Here is a 22,146-nt window from a genome sequence, read left to right as displayed (position 1 = left end):
GTATGTTAAACGAAGCGAGCCTTAATCGCCCGCCTCGTTTATTAATTCTCCAGTTTCTTCAATTCGCCAATCAACGCTTCTACCTGCTCAAACGATACCGCAGGGAAATTGGCGATACGGATTTGACTTTCCTTGAAAGGTCCATAACCGCTCCCGACAATCATATTGGCTTGTTTTACCTGAGCAATTACTTCGGGCGACGGAATGCGGGTATTGGCCACTATCACCGTGCGCGAACGATGCCGCTCTTCGGCTACCGATGGGCTGAAAGCACGACTGGTTTCAATGTATTTATTAAGTAATTTATATTTTTCTTCGGTCTGTTTACGCACCGTTTCGGCACCGATTTTGTTCATATCTTCGGCTACTTTTCCCAACAGATAAATGCTGATTACGTTGGGCGTAGCGGGTGTTTCATAATTCTTAAAGTTCTTCCACAGCATGGGTAAACTGTTGTGCGCCCCGATGGTAGCATCTTCGTATTTCTGCAAACGCTCGGCTTTGGCGAGACATTTTTCATTGGCAATCCATACCCCCAAACCCGCAGGTAAGCCAAAAGCTTTTTGAACCGAAAAGAACGCGGTATCAATCACGCTAAAATCTAAGTCGGGGTACGGCGCCGACGACACCATATCTACCGCAATGAGTTTTTTAGAATTGCTCCGCTTGAGTTTGTGGATGTCGGGCTCGCGCATTTGTACGCCCGAACTGGTTTCATTGTGCGTGACACAAATCAATTCGGCGTATTCGGGCACTTCCACTTCAGCGTAGTCAAAACCTTCACCAAAGGGTTTTTCTTGCTTGTGGGCGTATTTCCGAAGCGATGCGCTATACTCGTAAAATTTCTTGGAAAAAGACCCGTTGACCAAGTGAAAACTTTCGTGCTCTACACAGTTTTGTACCACCCGCTCCCACACTTCTGAGGCAGAACCCGTAAAGAAAATCCCGTGCGTATCAGGAATATTCATCAAAGTACGGAGCTGCTCTACCGTAAACTGATAAATGCTCCGAAACTTCTGGCTACGGTGCGAAATCGAACCCAATTGCTGCTCAACGGCGGTCAGTAAGTGCTTCTCAAACGTAGGATACATCTCAGCCGGCCCGGCTGTAAAATAGACTTGTTTCATCTGATTTGGAGCCCTATCGGTAAGGCCTTTGGTTTGAGGGGGCAAAATTACGCTAAAAACCCGTTTTTTATACCAATTACTACAATTCCTACTTCTTTTTAGAAGTGTTCAATTTTTTTTGAAGCGTCTCATAAAACTTACAGGCGTGCGTCAGTTCGCATTTGTTACATTGAGGGCTGCGCGCCACGCACACATAACGCCCGTGCAAAATCAGCCAGTGATGCGCCAAAGGAATCACCGTATCGGGGATGTATTTGACGAGTTCTTTCTCAACCGCCAAAGGAGTGGTGGCGGTTTTGGCAACCAAACCCAGCCGGTGAGAAACCCGAAAAACGTGCGTATCGACCGCCATCGTGGGCTGATTGTAAATGATAGAAGCAATGACGTTGGCCGTTTTGCGCCCCACGCCCGGCATTTGTTGCAACTCCTCAATCGTGCTCGGGACCTCGCCGTCAAATTTATCAAGCAACATCCGGGCCATCCCTACAAGGTGCTTGGCTTTGTTGTTGGGGTACGACACCGACCGAATCAATTGAAATACTTCCTCAGCGGTACTATCGGCCATGGCCTGCGGGTCAGGATAACGCTGAAAAAGTGCCGGCGTAACCATATTGATACGCTTGTCGGTACACTGCGCCGACAAAATCACCGCCACCAATAGTTCAAATGGATTGGAATAATTTAGTTCTGTTTTAGCTTCGGGAAATTTCTGCGAGAAATGTTCGATTAAAAGGCGATAGCGTTCTTTCTTTTGCATAGGTTTGGACAGCCCTTTTTTGGCTTTCAAAGATACTTGTTTCCTGAAGAAGCCTAATGTCATCAGGAAAAAAGTGGTTGTAATTGTTCTACTTTGATACTTTTCTCCACTTATCCTTTTGGATTGAAGACGTATCAATTTTCCAAATAAAATTGAATAACGGTGTTAGGGGCTTTATGTAAAATGTTTCATAATCATAATCTGTGGTTGCTCCACAATTAAGGTCTCTTTTCACGATTTTATCGTTATTATTCTCTTTTGCATATAATTCTCTCTCTTCTTCCCACCTACAGAGACCCGTAAAAAGAAATAGAGAAACTACTGCAAAAACCACCAAAAGAGGAACCGTTACCATCAAGCTTTCCCATAACCTCAAGCCCGACTTGCTCCCATATATAAAAAAAAGAATCCAAAAAAATAGTAATCCTACCAAGAAAAGATTGTGCCAGTACTTAAAAGACGCTCTAAAGTCAATCTGACTAAACTCTATTGGAATGATAAAACCGATAGCTTTTAAAATAATAACTATAGATAACAACCTTTGAAAGAATTTCATTGGACACTATTTTTAAAAGTTAATTTGGGATTAGATTTTCATTTACATCATTAATAATCAGACTTTTATGACCATAAATAAAAAATATTATCAGAAATATAACATTTAAATGTGCAAGACCAATTCTTAGAATTATTACTTCATAGACTATAATCCATGTTTCATTTCCCGCAATATGGGTGATTTAATGGTTGGTCAAGTTTTCCCTATCTTTGTCTCATTGCGTCTTATTTGTTCACTTATTCATCAATTTCATGAGAAAAACCTTTCCTTCAACCCATTATCGGTTTACCGTTCCATCTTTTATTTTTTATTTGTTTTTTGTCTCGTTTGTCCAAGCCCAGCCAAAAACCGTTACCCTCAATGATATTTACGGCCCACAAGGCTCTGTCTTTACCCCGCGTAGCGTATCTGGCGTAAACTGGATGAAAGCTGGCGGGTTTTACACCGCCCAACAAAGCGGGAAAGTCATTAAATATAGCATTGCCACGGGCGAGGCCGTCGAAACGCTTTTTGACCAATCGACCGTCAAGGTAGAGGGCACCAATCAAAACATCCAGTTTGACAGCTATGAACTCAGCGCCGACGAGCGTAAACTGTTGTTGACCACGGGCATCGAGCGCATCTATCGTCGGTCCTTCAAGGCGGAGTTTTACGTGTATGATTTGGCGAGCAAAAAGTTGGTGCAGCTCTCCAAAAACGGCAAACAAATGTTGGCTACGCTTTCACCTGATGGCAGCAAAGTGGCTTTTGTTCGGGACAACAACCTGTATCTTACCGACCTTTCTACCCTTACCGAGCAGGCCATCACCACCGATGGAAAACGCAACGAAATCCTCAACGGTGCCTCGGATTGGGTCTATGAAGAAGAATTCAGTTTTGCCAAGGCTTTTGAATGGGCTCCCGATGGCAAGAAAATTGCTTTTTATCGCTTTGACGAGAGCCGCGTTCCTGAATACAACATGCAGCTTTGGGGCGATTTGTACCCTAAAGATTACCGTTATAAATATCCAAAGGCAGGAGAAGCCAACTCGCTGGTGGAGATTTGGGTCCATGATTTAGCTTCCAACAAAAAAACAAAAGTGGACGTTGGCCCCGAAGGAGACCAATACATTCCGCGCATCAAATGGACACAAAACCCTGGTTTATTGTCCATCAAACGCATGAATCGACTGCAAAATCGGTTAGACATTCTGCACAGTGATGCCGCAACGGGTAAATCCAAAACCGTGTGGAGCGAAGAAAGTAAAACCTACGTGGATTTAGAATTTACGGACGACCTTAGCTATTTGGCGGATGGAAAATCGTTTATTCAATCCTCTGAGCGTAGCGGTTATAAGCATTTGTACCAATACGATATGAACGGTACGTTGCTCAAAACCCTGACCTCTGGCAATTGGGAAGTAACGGATTTGGTCGGAATCGACGAAAAAACGCAGACCCTGTACTTTACTTCGCCGATGGTTTCGCCGATGGAGCGGCATTTGTACAGTTTGAGTTTTGCCACTCCTCCCGTCAACAAAAAATCCAAGAAACCCCTTCCAGTGCCTCAACCCGTAAAATTGACCGAGAAATCAGGTTCAAATACGGTCAACATGAGTCCTGACTTTAGTTATTATTTGATTTACAACCAGTCGACGCAAGAACCGTTGGCTGTGAGTCTGCATCAGACACCTACGGGCAAAGCGGTACGTACGTTGGAGGCAAATCAAAAACTCCGCGAGCGCTTGACCGAATATCGTATTTCTAAACAAGAATTTTTCAAATTTACCACTACACAGGGCACGAGCCTCAACGGCTGGATGATGAAACCGCTTGACTTTGACCCCACCAAAAAATACCCCGTTTTAATGTTCGTTTACGGCGGCCCTGGCTCACAAACTGTGACCGATACTTGGGGTGGTGGGTTGTTTTATTGGTTTCAGGTGTTGGCCAGCAAAGGCTACATGATTGTATCGGTAGATGGGCGCGGTACGGGCGCGCGCGGCAATGCCTTTCGGACCGTTACGTACGCTCAACTTGGCAAATACGAAACCGAAGACCAAATTGAAGGGGCAAAATACTTAGCCACCTTGCCCTACGTGGATGCGTCTCGCATCGGGATTCACGGCCACAGCTACGGAGGTTACATGGCCTCGCTGTGCATGACCATCGGTGCCGATTACTTCAAAGCGGGCATTGCAGGCGCGCCCGTGACAACGTGGCGGTATTATGACACCGTTTACACAGAACGCTACCTCAAACGCCCGCAAGACAATGCTTCAGGCTACGATGACAATTCCCCCATTCAGCACGTTAATAAACTGAAAGGCAAATTCTTCATCGTTCACGGAACGGGCGACGACAACGTTCATTTTCAGAATTCCGTCGATTTTGTCAATGCCCTCATCAAGGCAGGTAAGCAGTTTGACAGCTTTTATTACCCCAACCGCAATCACGGCATCAGTGGCGGCAATACCCTCATGCACCGTTATCAAATGATGACGGATTGGGTATTAAAGAATTTGTAGTTTTTAGGAGAAAGCAGTGCTAGTACACGGAAGCACGGAGAATACGAAACTCAGGCGTCTGACGGTTTAAAACCGTCGGACGCCTAGTTGACCTCCGATGTTAAATCGTTCCTTCAAAATCAAGTCGCAATGCATCAATTTTTTCCAGTTTGCCTAATACTTGATTCAGGAGCGTTTTGCGGATTTCGATTTGAAGGCTGCATTCATTGTCGAATTGTTGTTTTTGAGGCGTCAGGTCAAACGCTTTGATGACTTTCATAACCTCGTTCATTTGTTCGTACGGATACGTCAGCGTATACACGTCACGCACGTGCTTGGTCACAATTTGAGCTTGACTGAGCGCTTCTTCGGTCGCCACTTTGTAGGCATTGATCAAGCCCGGAACACCCAACAACGTACCCCCAAAATAACGAACTACTACCACCAGAAGATTGGTAATATCATGAGCATAAAGCGTATTTAAAATGGGTTTTCCCGCTGAACCAGACGGCTCGCCATCGTCATTAGCGCGAAAATGCGTCCGGTCCAACCCAAGGCGGTAGGCGTAACAGTGATGATTGGCTTTGGGATGAATTTCACGTAATGCAATGAGGTATTGTTTTACGTCCTCTTCGTTCTGGATTGGGTATCCAAAAGCCAAAAACTTACTGCCACGGTCCCGAAAAAATCCCTCTATCGGGGCAACTATTGTTTTATAACTATCGTCAAATAGCATCAATTCAATAACTTTGTTAAAAAACTAATTTTTTCGTTTTTAGCCTGCTGTTATGACAATTTATTTATCAGCAAACCTTGATTTCGACCACTTATCCACAATAAATTTGTGAACAAGTGCGTAAACAACTTGTTTTATCATTTACTTCTCTTTTCATCTAAACTTTCGCAATCCATGAAACAAACAAAATTACTACTATTTATGGTAGTTTTCGGTTGGGCAAATGCAGCCTTTTCCCAAGCCGACCTCAAAAAGCCCATTCCCTTTGACCCAAAAGTCCGCTATGGCAAATTGCCCAACGGGATGACGTACTACATCCGTAAAAACGAAGAGCCCAAAAAGCGCGCCGAACTCTATCTAGTCAACAAAGTAGGAGCGATTCAGGAAGAAGACAAAGAAAATGGTCTAGCCCACTTTACTGAACACATGGCTTTTAACGGCACGAAAAGTTTCCCCAAAAACGAGTTGGTCAACTACCTCCAACGCGCTGGGGTCAAATTTGGGGATGACTTAAATGCCTTCACAGGTCAAGACCAAACGGTATATCAACTTCCCGTACCGACCGACTCCGCCGACATTTTCAACAAAGCATTCGTCGTACTTGAAGATTGGGCGCACAACATCACCATGGAAGGCTCCGAAATTGACAAGGAGCGAGGCGTAATTCTCGAAGAATTTCGCGGTGGCAAAGGCGCACAACAACGCATGCGCGACAAGTGGCTTCCTATTCTCGTTGGGGATTCAAAATACGGTAAACGTACCGTGATTGGAACCGAAGATATTCTCAAGAACTTTACGCACGAAACCATCCGCAACTTCTACAAAACTTGGTATCGTCCTGATTTACAAGCAATTTTAGCTGTAGGAGATTTCGACATTGACCAGGTAGAAAAGACCATTAAAGAGCGCTTCGGGGCTATTCCAAAAGCCGCCAATGCTAAGCCGCTCGGAAAATATCCCGTGGCTGATTTTAAAGGAACCCGCGTAGCAATTGTCACTGACCCAGAGCAGCCTTACATGATTGCTCAAATAGTAACGAAATTGCCCAAGGCGGAAGAAAAAACCTTGAATGACTCGCGCGAAACCATCAAACGCAACCTGTTCAACCAAATGTTGCAGGCACGCTTGCAGGAGCTTACCCAACAAGCCAGTCCTCCTTTTTTGTTTGGCGGAGCAGGCTACGGCGGTTTTATCGGTGACTATGACTCGTTCAGCAACATTGCAGTCGCTAAAGATGGTAACCTTGAACTGGCCGTTAAAGCGGTCTTGGATGAAGGAATCCGCGTGAAAAATTTCGGTTTTACCGCCACTGAATTGGAGCGTACCAAGACGCAGTTGCTGACCAGCGTTGAAAAGCGCTTCAAGGAAAAAGACAAAACCAAATCAGCGAGTTATGTGAATGAATATATGAATCATTTTTTGGAGGATGCGCCCGCAACAGGCATTGAGTTTTACTACGAATTTGTAAAAGAACAACTCAACGGCATCAAAATCGAAGAAATAAACGCATTAGCTGGCAAATATTTAACGCCCGACAACCGCACGGTCATCATCATGGCCTCGGAAAAAGACAAAGCGAAACTTCCGACCGAAGCCCAAATCCTGGAATGGGTCAACGGTGCAGGCAAGGGAGTGACCGCCTACGAAGACAAAGTAATCAACAAACCATTGATTGAAAACTTACCAGCGGCGGGCCGTACAACTTCCACTAAACAAATCACCGAACTGGGCGTGACCGAACTTACGCTGAGCAACGGCGTCAAAGTTGTGCTGAAACCCACTGACTTCAAAAATGATGAAATACTCATCGGTGCCCGCAGCCAAGGAGGTACGTCGCTTTATAATGACAAAGATTTTATGAGCGCTGGCCTTTCTGACGCGGTGGTGGAAGAGAGCGGTGTGGGTGAATTCAACCAAAACGCCCTCAAAAAATACCTGACCGGCAAAGTGGTCAACATCAGTCCTTTTGTGAGCGAAAACGAAGAAGGTTTTACAGGTAGCAGCAGTCCCAAAGACCTCGAAACCGCCCTCCAACTGGTCTACGCTTACTTTACAAAACCCCGCAAAGACAACGAAGTCATCAAAGGATTTATGACAACGCAGCGCTCGGCTATTCAAAACATGAAAGCGTCGCCGTCGCCAGAAATGGTTTTTCAGGATACCTTGAATACTTTGCTGGGCAACTACAATTTCCGTCGTTTGCCCATCAGCGTAGAGCGTTGGGACATGGCCAACCCAGACCGTTCGTACGAGATTTACAAAGAGCGTTTTTCCGATGCGTCCGATTTTACTTTTTTCTTTACGGGTTCATTCAATGTAGAGCAAATCAAACCTTTGTTTGAAAAATACCTAGCCGTTTTGCCAGCACAGGGCAAAAAAGAGTCATTCCGTGACTTGGGTATTCGTGCTCCGAAAGGCAAAATTGAGAAGAAAGTTTACAAAGGCATTGAGCAAAAAAGTCAGGCAACATTGGTTTATAGCGGTGATTATGAATACAATGATGACAACAACTGGCAACTCGATGCGTTGGAAGAAATCCTGAATATCAAGTTGATTGAAGTCATTCGTGAGAAAGAAAGCGGCGTATACGGCATCGGTGCTCGGGCGGCTTACAGCAAGATTCCAGCTCCCCGCTATAGTTTACGCATTGGTTATGGCACGGGCCCTGAGCGCGTTGAAGAATTGGCCGTCAAAACTTTAGCGGTCATTGACGAAATCAAGAAAAATGGCGCTACGCAGACCGATATTGACAAGTTTAAAGCCGAAACCCGCCGGGCAATGGAAGTCCAAACCAAAGAAAACGGTTTTTGGCAGAGCCAACTGATCGACGCCTACACCAAGGGCGAAGATCCAAAAGCGCTGTTGGATTGGGAGAAGCAATTGAACAAAATCACCGTAGCAAGCACCAAAGCAACGGCCAATAAATACCTTAGCGATGCCAACTTCATCAAAGCGGTGTTGTTGCCAGAAAAGAAGTAATAATCCGTGGTATATCCACAAAAATACCCTAACAAAAAAGCCGGGCTAGCCCGGCTTTTTTGTTTATAACTCGCAATCTATTACCGTTTTTTCTTCTTTTTAGCCACGGGTTTTTTCTTTTTGGAAGACGTTTTTCTGCGAACTGGCTTCTTCTTTACGTATTTTCGGGCTTCCGCTTTTTTGATGGCCGCTTCCTGGTCTTCATCTGATACAACCCCCGTAGGAGCCTCCTTCACAATGGCCGCTGGCGCACCCAATTCGGAGGCAGCCTGTGACTGAGCCGTTATTTCGGGCAACACCGTTTGAACCACCGTTCCGATTTGAACGGTAGCATCTAAAGGGCGTAAACGGAAGGAATAATTGTATTCTTTTTCGGTCAAAAGAAATTCAGGATGCGTACGCGGGGTCCAACTGTCATCCCCGCCAAGACCCATCATTTGATGATCAAAATGCAGCACCGTAACCATTCCACGCGGTAGATTTTGCGTTGTTTTAGCCGCCAATAAATCCGCATCGGTATAATCTTTGGCGCTAAAATTTAGCGTAGGCTCACCGATAACCAGCCAGCCAAAGCCCAAAGAATCCGTCACGGCCGCCCAGCGTACATCTGTTTTATTACCATTCTCTTGGGCCATGATGTACGGAAAGTGCTGATCCATTACTTTACCGCTGTACTCTCCTACGAGCGCTGCGGTTTTGCGATCACTATAACTCTCAAACGGCCCTCGGCCATACCAACTCAGGTTACGATATGCGGCAGGGAGCTGCATCTGCATCCCTACTTTTGGCAGGGGAGGTACATTATTTCCGTTTACGAGAATATTATTTTTGACCTGCATATCTCCCGAACCGTACACCGTATAAGTGGTTTTATGGACAATTGAAGTCCCCGCTTTTCCCACCCACGTTGTTTGGGTGTGTACACGCGCAATAGAAGGACTTATCTGCTCCACCCGAATATCACCACCTATGCGTCGAAGGCTATCCAGACCAGCCATACGCCAGCGTTCGGCAAAACCCGCATTTCCTCCACCTTCGTCATTATCGGTCGGTACCCGCCAAAATTCAGGTTGGAGTGGCTGCCCGATTAACTCATGATTTTTATAAATAAACGAACTAATTCCCACCGATTTCCGGTCAAAAACCACTTTAAACTGGGCGTTGGTCAGTTGAATTCCTCCCCCCCGAATGAGTCCCACTTTTACCGTCGCATTGGTAGGCCACGTCAGCAGCGGCTTAGGAGTTGGCGGCGTTTTAATGTACATCTGTTGAAACGCCACTTCATGCCCCGTCGACGCCCAAGGCATATTTTCTTTCAGTTTTAGGCTTAAATTCAAAAAATATTCACCTCCAGTACCCCCTGGAATGGTGAACGGAATGGTCACGTTTTGGCTTTTGCCAGCGGTGGCCGTCAGAGAAGAAATTTCGCCTTGCTGAATTGGCCTTCCATTTTCGAGCAATTGCCACACCAATTTAAAAGGGCTAAGGCTCAGAAAATCGTAGTTATTAATGAGCGTAACGGTCTGGCTTTGGGGTGAAATCGTGTCTTTTGGCGTAAATTTTACGTATTGATATACGTGCTTTACTTCGTTGATTTCGGGTTGAGGCGTGCGGTCTGGATTGACCAGCCCGTCGCCAGCATTGGCGCCGTCGATGTAATTGACATGGTTGACATACGAGCGTCCGTTTTTATCTTTAACAAACAATCCCTGATCAACCCAATCCCAGATAAATCCACCCTGCATCCGTGGGTGTTTTTCGATAGCATCCCAGTATTCTTGCAAATTACCGACGCTGTTTCCCATTGAATGGGCGTATTCACAAATAATCAACGGTCGGCTCGGGTCTTTTTCAACCATCGCTTCCATGACCTTCACCGAAGGATACATCGTACCATTAATGTCGAAATTGGTGCTGGGTTGGTTAACCTCTTCAAATGTTTTGGGATAATTGGCCCGTCCTTCGTAATGAATGGGTCGCGTAGGATCAATCAACTTGATAATCTGCGCCATGTCCTGAAAATTGCTTCCCATCCCCGACTCATTGCCCAAAGACCAAATAATGATGGACGGATGGTTTTTGTCGCGCTCTACCATGGCCTTGCCACGGGCAATAAACGCGTCTTTCCAATCGGGATTATTGGCCAACACAATTCCTTTTTGTTGCCATAATTCATGGCTTTCAATGTTGGCTTCGTCAATGACATACAAGCCATATTCGTCGCACAAGTCGTACCAAAGAGGGTCGTTTGGATAGTGAGAAGTGCGTACGGCGTTGATATTGTGCTGTTTCATCAACAAAATATCTTTTATCATAGATTCACGGCTGATTGTCCGTCCAGTATTGGGATCAAATTCGTGCCGATTTACCCCTTTAAACATGACGGCTTTTCCATTGACCAATAACTGTCCGTTTTTGAGCGTCACCTCCCTAAAGCCCACCCGTGTACTAAGCACTTCCGCCGTTTTCCCCTCACCATCAACTACTTGAATCACCAGTTTGTAAAGATTTGGCGTCTCGGCAGTCCAGCGCGCAGGCGATGTAATGGGCACATTGAGGGTCAGATAAGACTCATCTTTAGGGTCCATCATTGGAACGTTTTTCACAAATTCTCCCTGAAAAATCCGCCCATCGGGGTCATAAAGTTTAAACTTGACCTGATATTTATCCTGAACCTGCGACGAGAAGTTTTTGACAAAAGCCGATACTTTCAGCGTACCATTTTGGTAATTTTCATCCAAATCAGTCACCACATAATAATCTCTGACGTGAATTGTAGGCGCGGCAAACAGGTACACGTCCCGGAAAATACCCGAGATGCGCCAAAAATCCTGATCTTCCAGATAACTTCCATCTGACCAATTGATGACCTGCACTGTTAGTTGGTTTTCGCCCGCTCTTAAATATTTTGTTACGTTAAACTCAGCCGGTGTCATGCCATCTTCGTGGTATCCCACCTGCAATCCATTAACCCACACATAACAAGCGGATTGAACTCCCGCGAAATGCAAAAACACATCGCGACCCTGCCAATTGGGAGCAATCGTAAACGATGTTCGATACAGCCCCACGGCGTTGGTATCGCTCGTAATGCGGGGCGGTTTGGTCGGAAAGGGATGTTTTATGTTTGTAAAAATGGGGCGGTCATACGCACGCCCTTCACGCGCACCCACCACCTGCCAATTGGAAGGAACCGGCAAATCATCCCAACCAGAGATGTTAGTATTGACCTGAAAAAAATCACCTGGCACTTTGGAGGGGTGAGAAACCCACTTAAATTTCCACGTTCCATTTAATGATTTAAAAAAAGGCGACGCCGCACGGTCGGATTTAAGCGCCGATGCTTCGTCGGCGTAGGGGATAATCGTCGTATGAGGCCGTTCGGTATTTCGGCTGATAACCGACGGGTTTTCCCAGTCGGGTAAATCTTGAGCAAATCCAACACAAGGTAGTAAGAGGGATAAAAAAACGCTTAACTTGCGCATAAATCATTAGCGGGTTAAATTTTCCAGAACGCAACTCAGTTTCACAAAATAAAGGACTTTTGGCTGAACCAATAGAAAGACAACGAAAAAAGACGGCCGAATATTGGATATAAACGACCTGCTTCAACGAATCGCTTCGGTATTTTGGATAGGTTCCGTTAATTTTTTAATCCGATTTTACCTTAGTGAAAATTTGATATTTACAAAAAACACATCACCACAAACCTCAGTCTATCATGCTTTTAGCCGTTGATGCAGGCAATACTGACACCGTTTTTGGAATTTGGCAAAATGAAGAATGGACGCACATCTTCCGTACGCGTTCACTGCCCGAAGAATCCCCGAATTATTTTGAAAGTAAACTACGGCTTCATTTTTTAGAAGCTGACTTAGCCTTGGAAAATGTCAGTATTACGGTTTTGAGCAGCGTGGTTCCGCCGCTGACGCCCACCCTCCGTACCATGCTATCCAACCTCTTTGGGGAGCCTCCCGTAGTGGTCGGGCCCGATATTTACCCTGATTTAAAAGTGGAAATAGACCATCCTCACGAAATCGGTAGCGACCTTGTAGCCAATGCCGTGGCGGCTTTTACCAAATACAACCGAAACGCCGTGGTGGTGGATTTTGGTACAGCACTTACCTTTACGACCGTATCGGGAGATGGCCGAATCTTGGGCGTTGCCATCGCGCCAGGCCTGAAAACCGCCGTCAAAGCCTTGTTTTCCAACACCGCTCAATTGCCTGAAGTGCCTTTAAAGTTACCCGAATCAGCCATTGGAAAAAATACCAGTCATGCCATTCAGGCGGGGATTTTGTTGGGGTATGAAAGTCTGGTGCGTGGAATGGTGACGCGCATCCGCCGCGAACTCGACGGAGATTGTATTGCGCTCGCTACGGGTGGTTTGTCCTCCATTATTGATACCTTACACGGCGAGTTTGTGGAAGTAAATCGAAGCCTAACGCTCGATGGTCTGCGCATCATTGGCGAGAAGGTTAAACAAAAAAGTGTATAAAACGGGGCGAAATCTCGCCCCAAATCTCAGAATTTAACTTTATAGCTCACGCCAATCAGAAACCGATTCTCCTGACTTCCAATCAAGCGGTAATCGGTAAAGCCCGATAATTCCAGTTTATGGTGCTTATTGAGCGCAATTTCTACACCCGCTTTGTTACGCATTTGGTCAAAACCATTCCCGATTTCATAGAAAAAATCGGTTGAAATGTAGGGCGTAAAACGTGATTTATTGGGATACGACAATTCAAACTTATTACGGATGTAGCTGCTGTTATTTTCGGCCGCGCTTTCATCATCCTGAAATTGATTCTGGTAGCGCAGACGATAATCAAATTTCAACTTCCATAGCTTATGATCATAGGATAAATCAGCATAAAAACGGTTGTACGAGCGGTATTCATAACCAGTTTTGTCCTCGTTTCTTTTACGCCGGGCTATGTAGCGATAGTACCCGCTCACTTCCCAATGCTTGGTGAGTTTATAAGAGAGGCCTACTTCCCCCAAATACGCTTTTAAAACGGAAATATTGTCTGTAAAACGGGATTGCACATTGACGTTGGCCGACCATTTTTTAGTAATCTTTTTTTCTACTCCGACACCCGCCCAAAGGCCAATATCAGCGGCCTGCGAATAGCCCACCATTGGAATAACCAACAGCCAAAGTAGAACATAAACCCTTCTAAACCAACACCTTGATAATCCTTTGATAAGCGCAGGGTTATTTTCTAATTTATGCATTTTCCAAAATATTTTCTTCGACTTTTTTTTCATTTTTGGCAGGAGTTTGGTAGTAAAAAATCATGATAAGGGCCGAATCTCTCAGAAAATCCATGGTTTGAATTTCTACACGGTGAATATTCAAACCCGTACGTGCCCGCAGGTCTTGAATCAATTCGGCACGCCGTTCGGGCAAAATCAAATCAATTTTGTCGTATTGCACAACCTTTGTCAACTCCCGTTTGATAAGCCAATTGCCTTCCAACAGCCACACACTCAGCACAATCATACCATTGACCAAGCCCAATTCGTCCCAACTTCCTTTGATAATAGCGGAGATAAGCCCCAGCGAAATGACGATAAAAAGATAGGTCATGTCTTTGGCCGAAAGCCCTTCGGTGCGGTAGCGGAGCATCGAAAACACGGCAAATAACCCAAAGGCAGCGCCCATCGACATCTGCACTTTATTAAGCAAATAGGTAATGAGAAAAATGACCAAATTGAAACCGAAAAACGTCAGAAACAAGTCCGTGCGACGGTAGAGGCGGTAATAAATCAGTCGGATCAGAATCGTGACCGTCAGCAAATCAACCAACAGGCGTACGAAAAACTTTTCGGGAAGTTTATTAAACCATTCAAAGGTGTCGGCAGTGGCAAGCTCTTGGAGAAAAATCATTTTTTTATCGTTAGGTATCAGACAATGTTAAGCAGAATAATGGCTATTTTCGGGCAAGGAAGTACATCGGGCATTTATTTTTAACACATGATTCAACTTTGCTTTAAACCGATTGTGTTTGACCGTTTTATTGAGACTAATAACGCCCAAGCAATACTTACTCAGGGAGCCTTGTCGTAATTGATACTTCTTCATTAAGTCCAAAAATCGGGAGTGTTTTAGCGAATCCTGTTTTACTTCGGCTACCACCAATTGTTCATAACTTTTGCGGCTTGCCTCATTGTGAAACGTCAAATTCAAATCCATCGTTAGGCGTTCAGCCGTCGTGCGGCTCACAAGGGTAATCCGGGTATAATCCACCCGAAGTACTGGCGTCAGTGTGGTAGGGTCAACTGGTGTTTGTAGGCTTAAAAAAGCGTTGGTTTCATCAGTCAGGGTAGTATTGACGGGTCTTTGATTCAGCAAACGGGTCTTAATCGTACGCCCTTTATTATTCTTGAATTTTACTTCCGTAAAAATTGTGTTACTATGAACATACTTGCGTTGCCGAATTTTATACCGGTTCAATCGTCCTGCTTGATGGTCGTGGTAAAACCGTAAATCAGGTGTATCAAAATAGAGCGTTTCATAATCACACATCCGATGCCCATTGATTTCCAACAAACGATAGTAGGGCCGCAAATCCTCCAACAACGTGGGTAACATTTTTAGAGGAACCAAAAACTTAGCATCGGTGCGGTTCATGAGTTTGACGCCGTCCATTTCGGCCAGCGAAATAGGATCATACAGCCCTATTTTTTGTACAATCGTGGGGGTGAGAAATTGCGCTGCCATCTATTTTAAAAAGGTATTAACGGCCTGATTTCGCGTTGATACATGTTGTTTTAATGCCGTGAGAGCGGTGGTGAAAGCGGTGGTATTGGTTAGATTGGTATACGGTGCCACCTCTTTTTCCGTTCCGTTGACGTACGACGTAATTAGGTTTGTGTATTTGTCAAACAACTCATTCATTTTGGCCGTCGTAAATACTTCATCAGTGAATATTCTAATGTATTGTTTGTACTTGGCATAGTACACTGGGTCGGCCGCTACGTAGCGAATCAGCGGCCAGCCCGTACCTACTTCGGTCATTGCTAACGACACCGCCGCTCGTCCGCCGCCAGCACCGCCTGCATTTCCACCTCCAGCGGTACTTGTCATCGACATATTATGGTCCCACGGAATCCACGTGAGCTTATTGGTGGGAGAATTGTAAAGATAATAATTATGCGCCATAGCCCCGTAAGTATCCCAGTTGACAATCGTGTTGTTGATGGCCAAAAATTTCAGATAATTATCTACGTTGAACGTTTTCTCCAGATTGGCACGCCATTGGGCGGCATTAATAGTGCGGTCTGTGCTGTTGAGGGCCGCCACAAATGCCTGTACATCACTGTAATCAGCGGCAGTTTCATTGTTTTTCTTTTCAAATTGTGATTGCACAAACGTCTGAAAAGTTGATTCAGGTTTGTAAATATTGCCTTTGTCTTCCCCAAATTGATCTTTGACCATCGTGTCGTCAATGATTTCGACCATGGTATAAACGCCGCAATACTTAAGACCATCGCCAAAATTCAAATACACTTTATAAAAGGCCGTCCGAGCCGCTGCCACGCCACCCATTCTGAAAATATCCGCCACTACTTTCTCCCGAATCAGTGAATTATCAGAAAATGCTGGCGACATCGACAGTTCCTTAAATCCATAAAAACGCTGATTATCGATTTCGGGATATTTATCTTCGTATTCATCCATTTTGAGGCGAAACGGTAATTTATAAATCCCCGCCCGCCAGATAGACGAAAGGCTAGAATTGCCTTTGAGTCTGAACCCGACGTTGTTCCAAGTTTTTCCGTTAAATTTCAGGGCAGTAGCTACGTAAATAGGGTCTCCTGGAATAAGATCCAAGCCTCCAGCACCATTTCCCCCAGGAGGCCTACCACCCACCATTCCCCCCTGAGTCGTTCCGCCACCCGCTCCAAAAGCCGTTCCGCTTTTGGTTTGCATATCGGCTTTCATGGCGGTCCAGTCGGCGGCGGTCATGGTGATTTCTAAGGTATTTACCTGATTTTGCGGAAAAACGATATCATAGTTGGGTGCAACATCATTACTGTGCGATTCGATGGCCCAATCAGAATTGGCATTTTGCAGAACCAGGTCTGTGGTTTTATCCTTACAGGCCGAGACGACCCATAACAGCGCAGCAGTAAGCAGCGTAGAGTGAATTGATTTCATTGTAGTGTTTATTGGTGTTCAGGTATGTTTTGATGTATACGCAAGTTTTTGCGTCATCGTTGCGAAAAACCTTATCACCACAGACACTTTCTGATGGTTAGTTTCGACACAGCTGATCAAACCTGTGCGTTGAAAGGTTGGGAATTGAAGGTAATCAATTATTTATCGGCGGTTCATAACCATCCGCAAAAAGGCCTTTGGCCTATTTGTACAGAGAAATAGAGAGAGAAGTTTACAAAAAATCCAGAGCACGACTTCCACTGCTTCAATTTTGCAGGGAGCATCAGTCCTTCATTGTAGCGTTGGATAAAATCACCGCGCAAAACGCTAGCGTGCCAGCAAAACAGTTCCTGTTTTGACGAAGTTTGCACCCAACGAATCGGTTATTTCAATCCGAAATACGTACGTTCCCTCTACGGCTGGTTGCCCGTTGATGGTGCCATCCCAGCCTTCGAGCGCGTTGCTGGTTTCAAAAAGCACCTGTCCCCAGCGGTTATACACAATCATACGCGACTTATCCACAAATTGACCTTTGGGGGCAAAAATATCGTTGACATTGTCGCCGTTGGGCGAAAAAGCATCAGGAATAAACAACAGCGCATTCTTCTTGAATACGTAATAGTTGGAGTAACTATTGCCACCTCCACCCTGCGCAAATCCTAAAATCCGGTACCGAAACAACTGCTGGTCAGAAACATTGGGCGAATAGCTGGTATTGGCCCCCACTGGAATTTGGTCGTATGGATTCCCCTGCTCGTCCAGAATCTCCAGTTGATAACGATTAACCGGCACCAAAAATGGCGTTTCTGGCGTCCAATCGACCGTTGAACCTGATTTTGAAGACAAATAAATAGAACAAATAGGATCGGAAGGCTGCGAGCGATTGCCGCAGGAATTCTCGTAGGCAATCCTATAGCAATACGATTGTTGGGTGGGATTCACGGCATTATCAACGTACGAAAGTGCATTATCCAACGACACTATTTCTTTAAAGTCTCCGCTGCCGTTTTCTGTACGAAAGAAAATCGTTTTGAATTTAGCAGGGGTCGCTCCCGAAGCGGGAGGGGTAGAAAAAATGTTTATTTTCCCTTCATCTTCTACCGTAACAAACGCATTTTGAACCACCGACGGAAACTCCGTAGAGATAGCCTTGACACATACCGAGGGTGAAACCGACTCGGCTCCGCCCGCCAATTGGACCGTTACCTGATAACAATATTGCTCCCCGCAGGTCACATTGGCATCGGTTTGGGTAGTATTGGTACGCAAACTTGCGCCGCCCAAACTTACCAGATTACGTGTGATACGATAATTCTGAAAATCGGCGGCGTTGGGATATTCTTTCCAAGCAGCCACATTCTGACGGTTTTCCGCTTTTACTTCTAAAGGCGTAGCACAAACTACGTTGGACGTTAAAGCGGCATTATTGGCACATCCATCGTTGGTATTCAGTCGGAAGCAGTACGTGTCTTTCAGCGCATTTACGTCTCTGACCGTAATGGTTGCCGTGTCTCTTGTGAGGGTTATTTGCCCCGGAAGCCCCGTAAAAGTTCCGTTATTCTGACTTGCCTGCACCGCTGTTGTCGTTCCCACAGGGGCTCTAATCAAGACCGCCACTGAGCCGTCGTTGTTTAGGGTTACTCTACGAATTGAAGTGGTGGATAAATCTGTGCTGTTGAGGACAATAGGCGTAGCTGGAAGAGAACACCCCAGTGATTGTACTCCAATCCCCCCCGTGACAAATACCGAGGCCACATTCGTGGTTGCTCCGTAATCATGGCTATAGGTTCCTGTTGAGGTAACCGTCTCTTTTACACCAGTTTCCCACTCAATCGTAAAACTATCGTAACGTTGAGTTGTGCTGTCTTTTGGAATAATCACTTCGACCTTCCGATTACTGCATGCTTTAGCAGTATAGTTTGGTGGAGGAAGTACTTCTACTGTTTTGCAAGTGATTGACCCGGCTCCGTTGCTGCCATATTGTAAAATTTTATAGGTTCCGGGTTTAGTATATTTAAAAGTCGTGGCTTTTGTAGTATCTCCACGTGCTATACTTTGGGGGATAGTTCCACCCTTGTAATCATAAACATAGATATAGTTTTCGCCTACCGTTTTTTCAACTTTTACTTCAAAAGGAGTACATCCGACCGCAGGACCTACAATATTAAAGCCAGGTTGAGCAGGGGGATTTAAACACAAATCAACTTGAGCGTAAGAACCTCCAATTGAAAGTACCAGTAAAGCAAGTAAAAGATAGATTCTCATAGATTTGGTTATTCTTCTTTCGTTCCGTTCAAAGAACGTATCTTTGCCCACAGTTGTTTTAACTGCACAACCATGCTCACAATGAGCCAGCTCAAGCGGGTAACTAAGCATAAAACGTAATTTTTGACAAACTATTTTTTACTTGATACATGGATAGCAATAATAATACCAATTCCATACAACTTGATAGAATTGAAGATGCCATTGCCGATATTAGGGATGGGAAAATCATCATTGTCGTAGACGACGAAGATCGGGAAAATGAAGGGGACTTTGTCTGTGCTGCCGAAAAAATTACCCCTGAAATGGTGAATTTTATGGTCCGCGAAGGACGTGGGTTGATGTGCGCCCCACTCACCGTAGAGCGCTGCGAAGAATTGGGCCTTAAAATGATGGTGGGTGATAATACCTCCACCCACGAAACGCCGTTTACGGTTTCTGTAGACCTGTTGGGCTACGGCTGCACCACTGGCATCTCCGCTTCCGACCGCGCCAAAACCATTCAGGCGCTGGTAAATCCTGAAACAAAACCCGAAGAATTGGGCCGTCCGGGACATATTTTCCCGCTTCGGGCTATGCCAGGAGGAGTATTGCGCCGTACTGGTCATACCGAAGCCACCATTGACTTTGCCAAACTGGCAGGGTTAAAACCAGCAGGGGTGCTCATCGAAATCCTGAACGAAGACGGCACCATGGCCCGTTTGCCACAATTGCGGATTTTGGCCGACAAATTCGGAATGAAGTTGGTGTCTATCAAAGACTTGATTGCCTATCGTCTCCGCACCGAGTCACTCATAAAACGCGAAATAGCGGTCGACATGCCTACCGAATGGGGCCATTTTGACATGATTGCGTACCGCCAGTTAAACACCGACGAACTCCACTTGGCGTTGATCAAAGGTTCGTGGGAAAAAGACGAAACCGTGATGGTACGCGTCCATTCTTCCTGCGCCACGGGCGACATTTTCGGTTCATGCCGCTGCGATTGCGGCCCTCAACTCCACGCCGCCATGCAAATGGTCGAACGTGCTGGAAAAGGGGTGGTTTTGTACATGAACCAAGAAGGCCGTGGTATTGGTTTAATCAACAAACTGAAAGCCTACAAATTACAAGAAAACGGTTTGGATACGGTGGAAGCCAATCTTGCATTAGGGTTCAAGATGGATGAGCGCGACTATGGCGTCGGAGCGCAGATTTTGCGGGATTTGGGCCTCACCAAAATCAACCTCATTTCAAACAATCCCAAAAAGCGCGTTGGATTGATGGGATACGGGCTCGAAATTGTCGACAATATTCAAATCGAAATGGCCGCCAACCCCCACAATGAAGATTATCTTCGGACCAAATACAACAAAATGGGCCACCGCCTGACGCAGTTCACGACCGTCAAAGAAGAATAATATCCTGTTTTTTATAAACCAAAAGCGCCTTACTTGCTCAGTAAGGCGCTTTTGGTTTATAATCCTTTTGAGGTCTAAAACAACACCGCCCTAATCACCAGCGGACTAGATGTTGGGTAGATGTTTTGAGTTCGGTCGCTTGGATTTACCAAGTTATTATAACTTAAATTATACAAAACAATCAGGTTAAAGGCCCTGACAAATCTACCACCGATGGGTGTAGAATAAGAGGCTCCCACCATTGCTGAATTCAGCCAAGTTCTTCTGTAAATTTGGGAGGTAAAATCAGGATATTCTACATTTAATGATTCATATTCAGCATTTAAATTAATGCTTTCAAATATATTGAACATTCCAAAAAAACGGCCACCATAGTTATTTGAGTTAGTTTTAACCCTCGTATATGGATTTTTATAACTTGAATAAGTATAGCTAAGCCCGCCTCCCAAAGACAAACGTTCGGTTACTTGATAGCCCGCTATTGGTGAAACTCCGATACTCGTAAAAGTACCAAACGACAGCGGGCCGATACTGCCTCCCAAACGGATTTTATCAAGTGCCGAAGGGGGGCGTTGGGGGTCTTCGCTTTTACGGGGGGGCGCGTCTAGCACCTTGATGGGGCCTTCATTCTGACGAACGGGCGGCGGGGGTGCATCAGGATTAGCCGTACTTTGGGCCGTTGCCGAATAGGTCAACAACACACCAAATGCGAGCATTAAATAAGTCTTTCTCATGGTTGTCTTTTCAAATAAATACGCTTCTGTTACTATTACGTCAAAATCGAAAATTATGTTTCAAAACGAAGAATAAAGGTCGACTATTGCATGGTAAGCTCCCGGAAAACCACTTCTAACGGCTTACCTTCGTTTTGCAAGTCTTTCAGAGAGCGGTCGGCTACTACCTGCCCGCGGTTGATAATCACGACTCGGTCACAAATCGCTTCTACTTCCTGCATGATATGAGAGGAGAACAAAACCGTTTTTTCTTTGCCAACGGTTTTAATCAAGTTGCGAATTTCTACCAATTGATTGGGGTCCAAGCCCGTCGTGGCTTCATCCAAAATCAATACGGGTGGGTTATGAATCAACGCCTGCGCAAGTCCGACGCGTTGACGATAGCCCTTAGAAAGTTGGCCTATTTTTTTTCGTTGTTCAACCTCTAACCCACAGATTTCAATCATTTGGCTCACCCGCTTCGTCAGGGTTTCGCCTTTTAAATGGTATAAAGCACCCACAAATCGCAAAAACTCCTTGATGTACATGTCGGTATAAAGCGGGTTGTGTTCTGGCAAATACCCGATACTCCGGCGTACATCCATAGAATGTTGCGTCACGTCAAAACCATTGACTTCCACCTGACCGCTCGTAGCGGATAGATAACAGGTTGTGATTTTCATCGTCGTTGATTTTCCAGCCCCGTTTGGCCCCAAAAATCCGACGATTTCGCCACGACTAACGTCAAAACTTACGTCATTGACGGCCTTCTGACTGCCGTATACTTTGGTTAAATGTTGAATCCGAATGGACATGATTTTCTAGAATTGGGGCGAAAATACAAAATTCTCGCGTAGGGTCTTGTATCTTTGTCAGCAGGAAAAAATGCAGTTTGAATGTCCGAAGGATAATATCCTCTTTTTAAGGAGTTATACCGAGCGAATAACATTTAACGGA

General features: G+C 45.3%; 16 protein-coding genes. 4 read left to right on the top strand and 12 right to left on the bottom strand.

Annotated elements, in window-relative coordinates; all coding sequences use genetic code 11:
• Positions 1 to 41 precede the first annotated feature (41 nt).
• The 3 genes from DVG78_RS19645 to DVG78_RS19635 all read right to left on the bottom strand — a co-directional run bounded on the left by DVG78_RS19645 (position 42) and on the right by DVG78_RS19635 (position 2,440).
• The gene (locus DVG78_RS19645; protein ID WP_114462810.1) at positions 42 to 1,127 is read right to left on the bottom strand and encodes an aminotransferase class V-fold PLP-dependent enzyme; all 1,086 of its coding nucleotides are present in this window, start codon (positions 1,125 to 1,127) and stop codon (positions 42 to 44) included.
• 88 nt (positions 1,128 to 1,215) lie between these two features.
• Positions 1,216 to 1,884, bottom strand: coding sequence for an endonuclease III (gene nth, locus DVG78_RS19640; protein ID WP_114462809.1), 669 nt, complete (start codon positions 1,882 to 1,884; stop codon positions 1,216 to 1,218).
• Between the two features lie 88 nt (positions 1,885 to 1,972).
• A complete protein-coding gene (locus DVG78_RS19635; protein WP_114462752.1) occupies positions 1,973 to 2,440 on the bottom strand; it encodes a hypothetical protein in 468 nt (155 codons plus the stop codon).
• A 254-nt stretch (positions 2,441 to 2,694) separates the two neighbouring features.
• Between DVG78_RS19635 and DVG78_RS19630 the strand changes: the two genes are divergently transcribed.
• Positions 2,695 to 4,950 (top strand): S9 family peptidase, encoded by a 2,256-nt coding sequence (locus DVG78_RS19630; protein WP_114462751.1) that lies wholly within the window; start codon positions 2,695 to 2,697, stop codon positions 4,948 to 4,950.
• Positions 4,951 to 5,050: 100 nt separating this feature from the next.
• Here the strand turns inward: DVG78_RS19630 and DVG78_RS19625 are convergent, their stop codons facing one another.
• Complete coding sequence (locus DVG78_RS19625; RefSeq protein ID WP_114462750.1) at positions 5,051 to 5,665, bottom strand: IMPACT family protein; 615 nt, start codon at positions 5,663 to 5,665, stop codon at positions 5,051 to 5,053.
• 174 nt (positions 5,666 to 5,839) lie between these two features.
• Here DVG78_RS19625 and DVG78_RS19620 point away from each other — a divergent pair, with 174 nt between their 5' ends.
• On the top strand, positions 5,840 to 8,644 hold the full coding sequence (locus DVG78_RS19620) for a M16 family metallopeptidase (RefSeq protein WP_114462749.1): 2,805 nt from the start codon (positions 5,840 to 5,842) through the stop codon (positions 8,642 to 8,644).
• Between the two features lie 80 nt (positions 8,645 to 8,724).
• Here the strand turns inward: DVG78_RS19620 and lacZ are convergent, their stop codons facing one another.
• A complete protein-coding gene (gene lacZ, locus DVG78_RS19615) occupies positions 8,725 to 12,129 on the bottom strand; it encodes a beta-galactosidase, LacZ type (RefSeq protein WP_114462748.1) in 3,405 nt (1,134 codons plus the stop codon).
• 236 nt (positions 12,130 to 12,365) lie between these two features.
• On the opposite strand from lacZ, the gene DVG78_RS19610 reads away from it, so the two are divergent.
• Positions 12,366 to 13,142 (top strand): type III pantothenate kinase, encoded by a 777-nt coding sequence (locus tag DVG78_RS19610; protein WP_114462747.1) that lies wholly within the window; start codon positions 12,366 to 12,368, stop codon positions 13,140 to 13,142.
• A gap of 26 nt (positions 13,143 to 13,168) precedes the next feature.
• Here the strand turns inward: DVG78_RS19610 and DVG78_RS19605 are convergent, their stop codons facing one another.
• The 5 genes from DVG78_RS19605 to DVG78_RS19585 all read right to left on the bottom strand — a co-directional run bounded on the left by DVG78_RS19605 (position 13,169) and on the right by DVG78_RS19585 (position 19,076).
• Entirely contained in the window at positions 13,169 to 13,882 is a 714-nt protein-coding gene (locus DVG78_RS19605; protein WP_229598279.1) for a DUF2490 domain-containing protein, read from the bottom strand.
• Positions 13,875 to 14,537, bottom strand: a complete 663-nt coding sequence (locus tag DVG78_RS19600) for a DUF4956 domain-containing protein (RefSeq protein WP_114462745.1) — start codon at positions 14,535 to 14,537, stop codon at positions 13,875 to 13,877. Before DVG78_RS19600 ends, DVG78_RS19605 begins: the two co-directional genes overlap by 8 nt.
• 27 nt (positions 14,538 to 14,564) lie before the next feature.
• Complete coding sequence (locus tag DVG78_RS19595) at positions 14,565 to 15,371, bottom strand: polyphosphate polymerase domain-containing protein (protein WP_114462744.1); 807 nt, start codon at positions 15,369 to 15,371, stop codon at positions 14,565 to 14,567.
• A complete protein-coding gene (locus DVG78_RS19590) occupies positions 15,372 to 16,811 on the bottom strand; it encodes a CotH kinase family protein (RefSeq protein ID WP_114462743.1) in 1,440 nt (479 codons plus the stop codon).
• A 327-nt stretch (positions 16,812 to 17,138) separates the two neighbouring features.
• Positions 17,139 to 19,076: a T9SS type B sorting domain-containing protein gene (locus tag DVG78_RS19585; protein ID WP_158550058.1), complete on the bottom strand. Its 1,938-nt coding sequence runs from the start codon at positions 19,074 to 19,076 to the stop codon at positions 17,139 to 17,141.
• Between the two features lie 149 nt (positions 19,077 to 19,225).
• Here DVG78_RS19585 and DVG78_RS19580 point away from each other — a divergent pair, with 149 nt between their 5' ends.
• Positions 19,226 to 20,476: a bifunctional 3,4-dihydroxy-2-butanone-4-phosphate synthase/GTP cyclohydrolase II gene (locus DVG78_RS19580; RefSeq protein WP_114462741.1), complete on the top strand. Its 1,251-nt coding sequence runs from the start codon at positions 19,226 to 19,228 to the stop codon at positions 20,474 to 20,476.
• Positions 20,477 to 20,550: 74 nt separating this feature from the next.
• Here the strand turns inward: DVG78_RS19580 and DVG78_RS19575 are convergent, their stop codons facing one another.
• On the bottom strand, positions 20,551 to 21,210 hold the full coding sequence (locus tag DVG78_RS19575; protein WP_147277124.1) for a hypothetical protein: 660 nt from the start codon (positions 21,208 to 21,210) through the stop codon (positions 20,551 to 20,553).
• An 83-nt stretch (positions 21,211 to 21,293) separates the two neighbouring features.
• Complete coding sequence (locus DVG78_RS19570) at positions 21,294 to 22,004, bottom strand: ATP-binding cassette domain-containing protein (protein WP_114462739.1); 711 nt, start codon at positions 22,002 to 22,004, stop codon at positions 21,294 to 21,296.
• Positions 22,005 to 22,146: the final 142 nt, after the last annotated feature.

Source organism: Runella aurantiaca (genome assembly GCF_003339505.1).
Classification (GTDB): domain Bacteria; phylum Bacteroidota; class Bacteroidia; order Cytophagales; family Spirosomataceae; genus Runella; species Runella aurantiaca.
This window is presented reverse-complemented; position numbering and strand designations above follow the sequence as displayed.

What these genes read in the sequence shown, in the direction of transcription:
- DVG78_RS19645 (WP_114462810.1), bottom strand. Translation starts at nt 1,127, where the DNA reads ATGAAACAAGTCTATTTTACAGCCGGGCCGGCTGAGATGTATCCTACG.
- nth (WP_114462809.1), bottom strand. Translation starts at nt 1,884, where the DNA reads ATGCAAAAGAAAGAACGCTATCGCCTTTTAATCGAACATTTCTCGCAG.
- DVG78_RS19635 (WP_114462752.1), bottom strand. Translation starts at nt 2,440, where the DNA reads ATGAAATTCTTTCAAAGGTTGTTATCTATAGTTATTATTTTAAAAGCT.
- DVG78_RS19630 (WP_114462751.1), top strand. Translation starts at nt 2,695, where the DNA reads ATGAGAAAAACCTTTCCTTCAACCCATTATCGGTTTACCGTTCCATCT.
- DVG78_RS19625 (WP_114462750.1), bottom strand. Translation starts at nt 5,665, where the DNA reads ATGCTATTTGACGATAGTTATAAAACAATAGTTGCCCCGATAGAGGGA.
- DVG78_RS19620 (WP_114462749.1), top strand. Translation starts at nt 5,840, where the DNA reads ATGAAACAAACAAAATTACTACTATTTATGGTAGTTTTCGGTTGGGCA.
- lacZ (WP_114462748.1), bottom strand. Translation starts at nt 12,129, where the DNA reads ATGCGCAAGTTAAGCGTTTTTTTATCCCTCTTACTACCTTGTGTTGGA.
- DVG78_RS19610 (WP_114462747.1), top strand. Translation starts at nt 12,366, where the DNA reads ATGCTTTTAGCCGTTGATGCAGGCAATACTGACACCGTTTTTGGAATT.
- DVG78_RS19605 (WP_229598279.1), bottom strand. Translation starts at nt 13,882, where the DNA reads ATGCATAAATTAGAAAATAACCCTGCGCTTATCAAAGGATTATCAAGG.
- DVG78_RS19600 (WP_114462745.1), bottom strand. Translation starts at nt 14,537, where the DNA reads ATGATTTTTCTCCAAGAGCTTGCCACTGCCGACACCTTTGAATGGTTT.
- DVG78_RS19595 (WP_114462744.1), bottom strand. Translation starts at nt 15,371, where the DNA reads ATGGCAGCGCAATTTCTCACCCCCACGATTGTACAAAAAATAGGGCTG.
- DVG78_RS19590 (WP_114462743.1), bottom strand. Translation starts at nt 16,811, where the DNA reads ATGAAATCAATTCACTCTACGCTGCTTACTGCTGCGCTGTTATGGGTC.
- DVG78_RS19585 (WP_158550058.1), bottom strand. Translation starts at nt 19,076, where the DNA reads ATGAGAATCTATCTTTTACTTGCTTTACTGGTACTTTCAATTGGAGGT.
- DVG78_RS19580 (WP_114462741.1), top strand. Translation starts at nt 19,226, where the DNA reads ATGGATAGCAATAATAATACCAATTCCATACAACTTGATAGAATTGAA.
- DVG78_RS19575 (WP_147277124.1), bottom strand. Translation starts at nt 21,210, where the DNA reads ATGAGAAAGACTTATTTAATGCTCGCATTTGGTGTGTTGTTGACCTAT.
- DVG78_RS19570 (WP_114462739.1), bottom strand. Translation starts at nt 22,004, where the DNA reads ATGTCCATTCGGATTCAACATTTAACCAAAGTATACGGCAGTCAGAAG.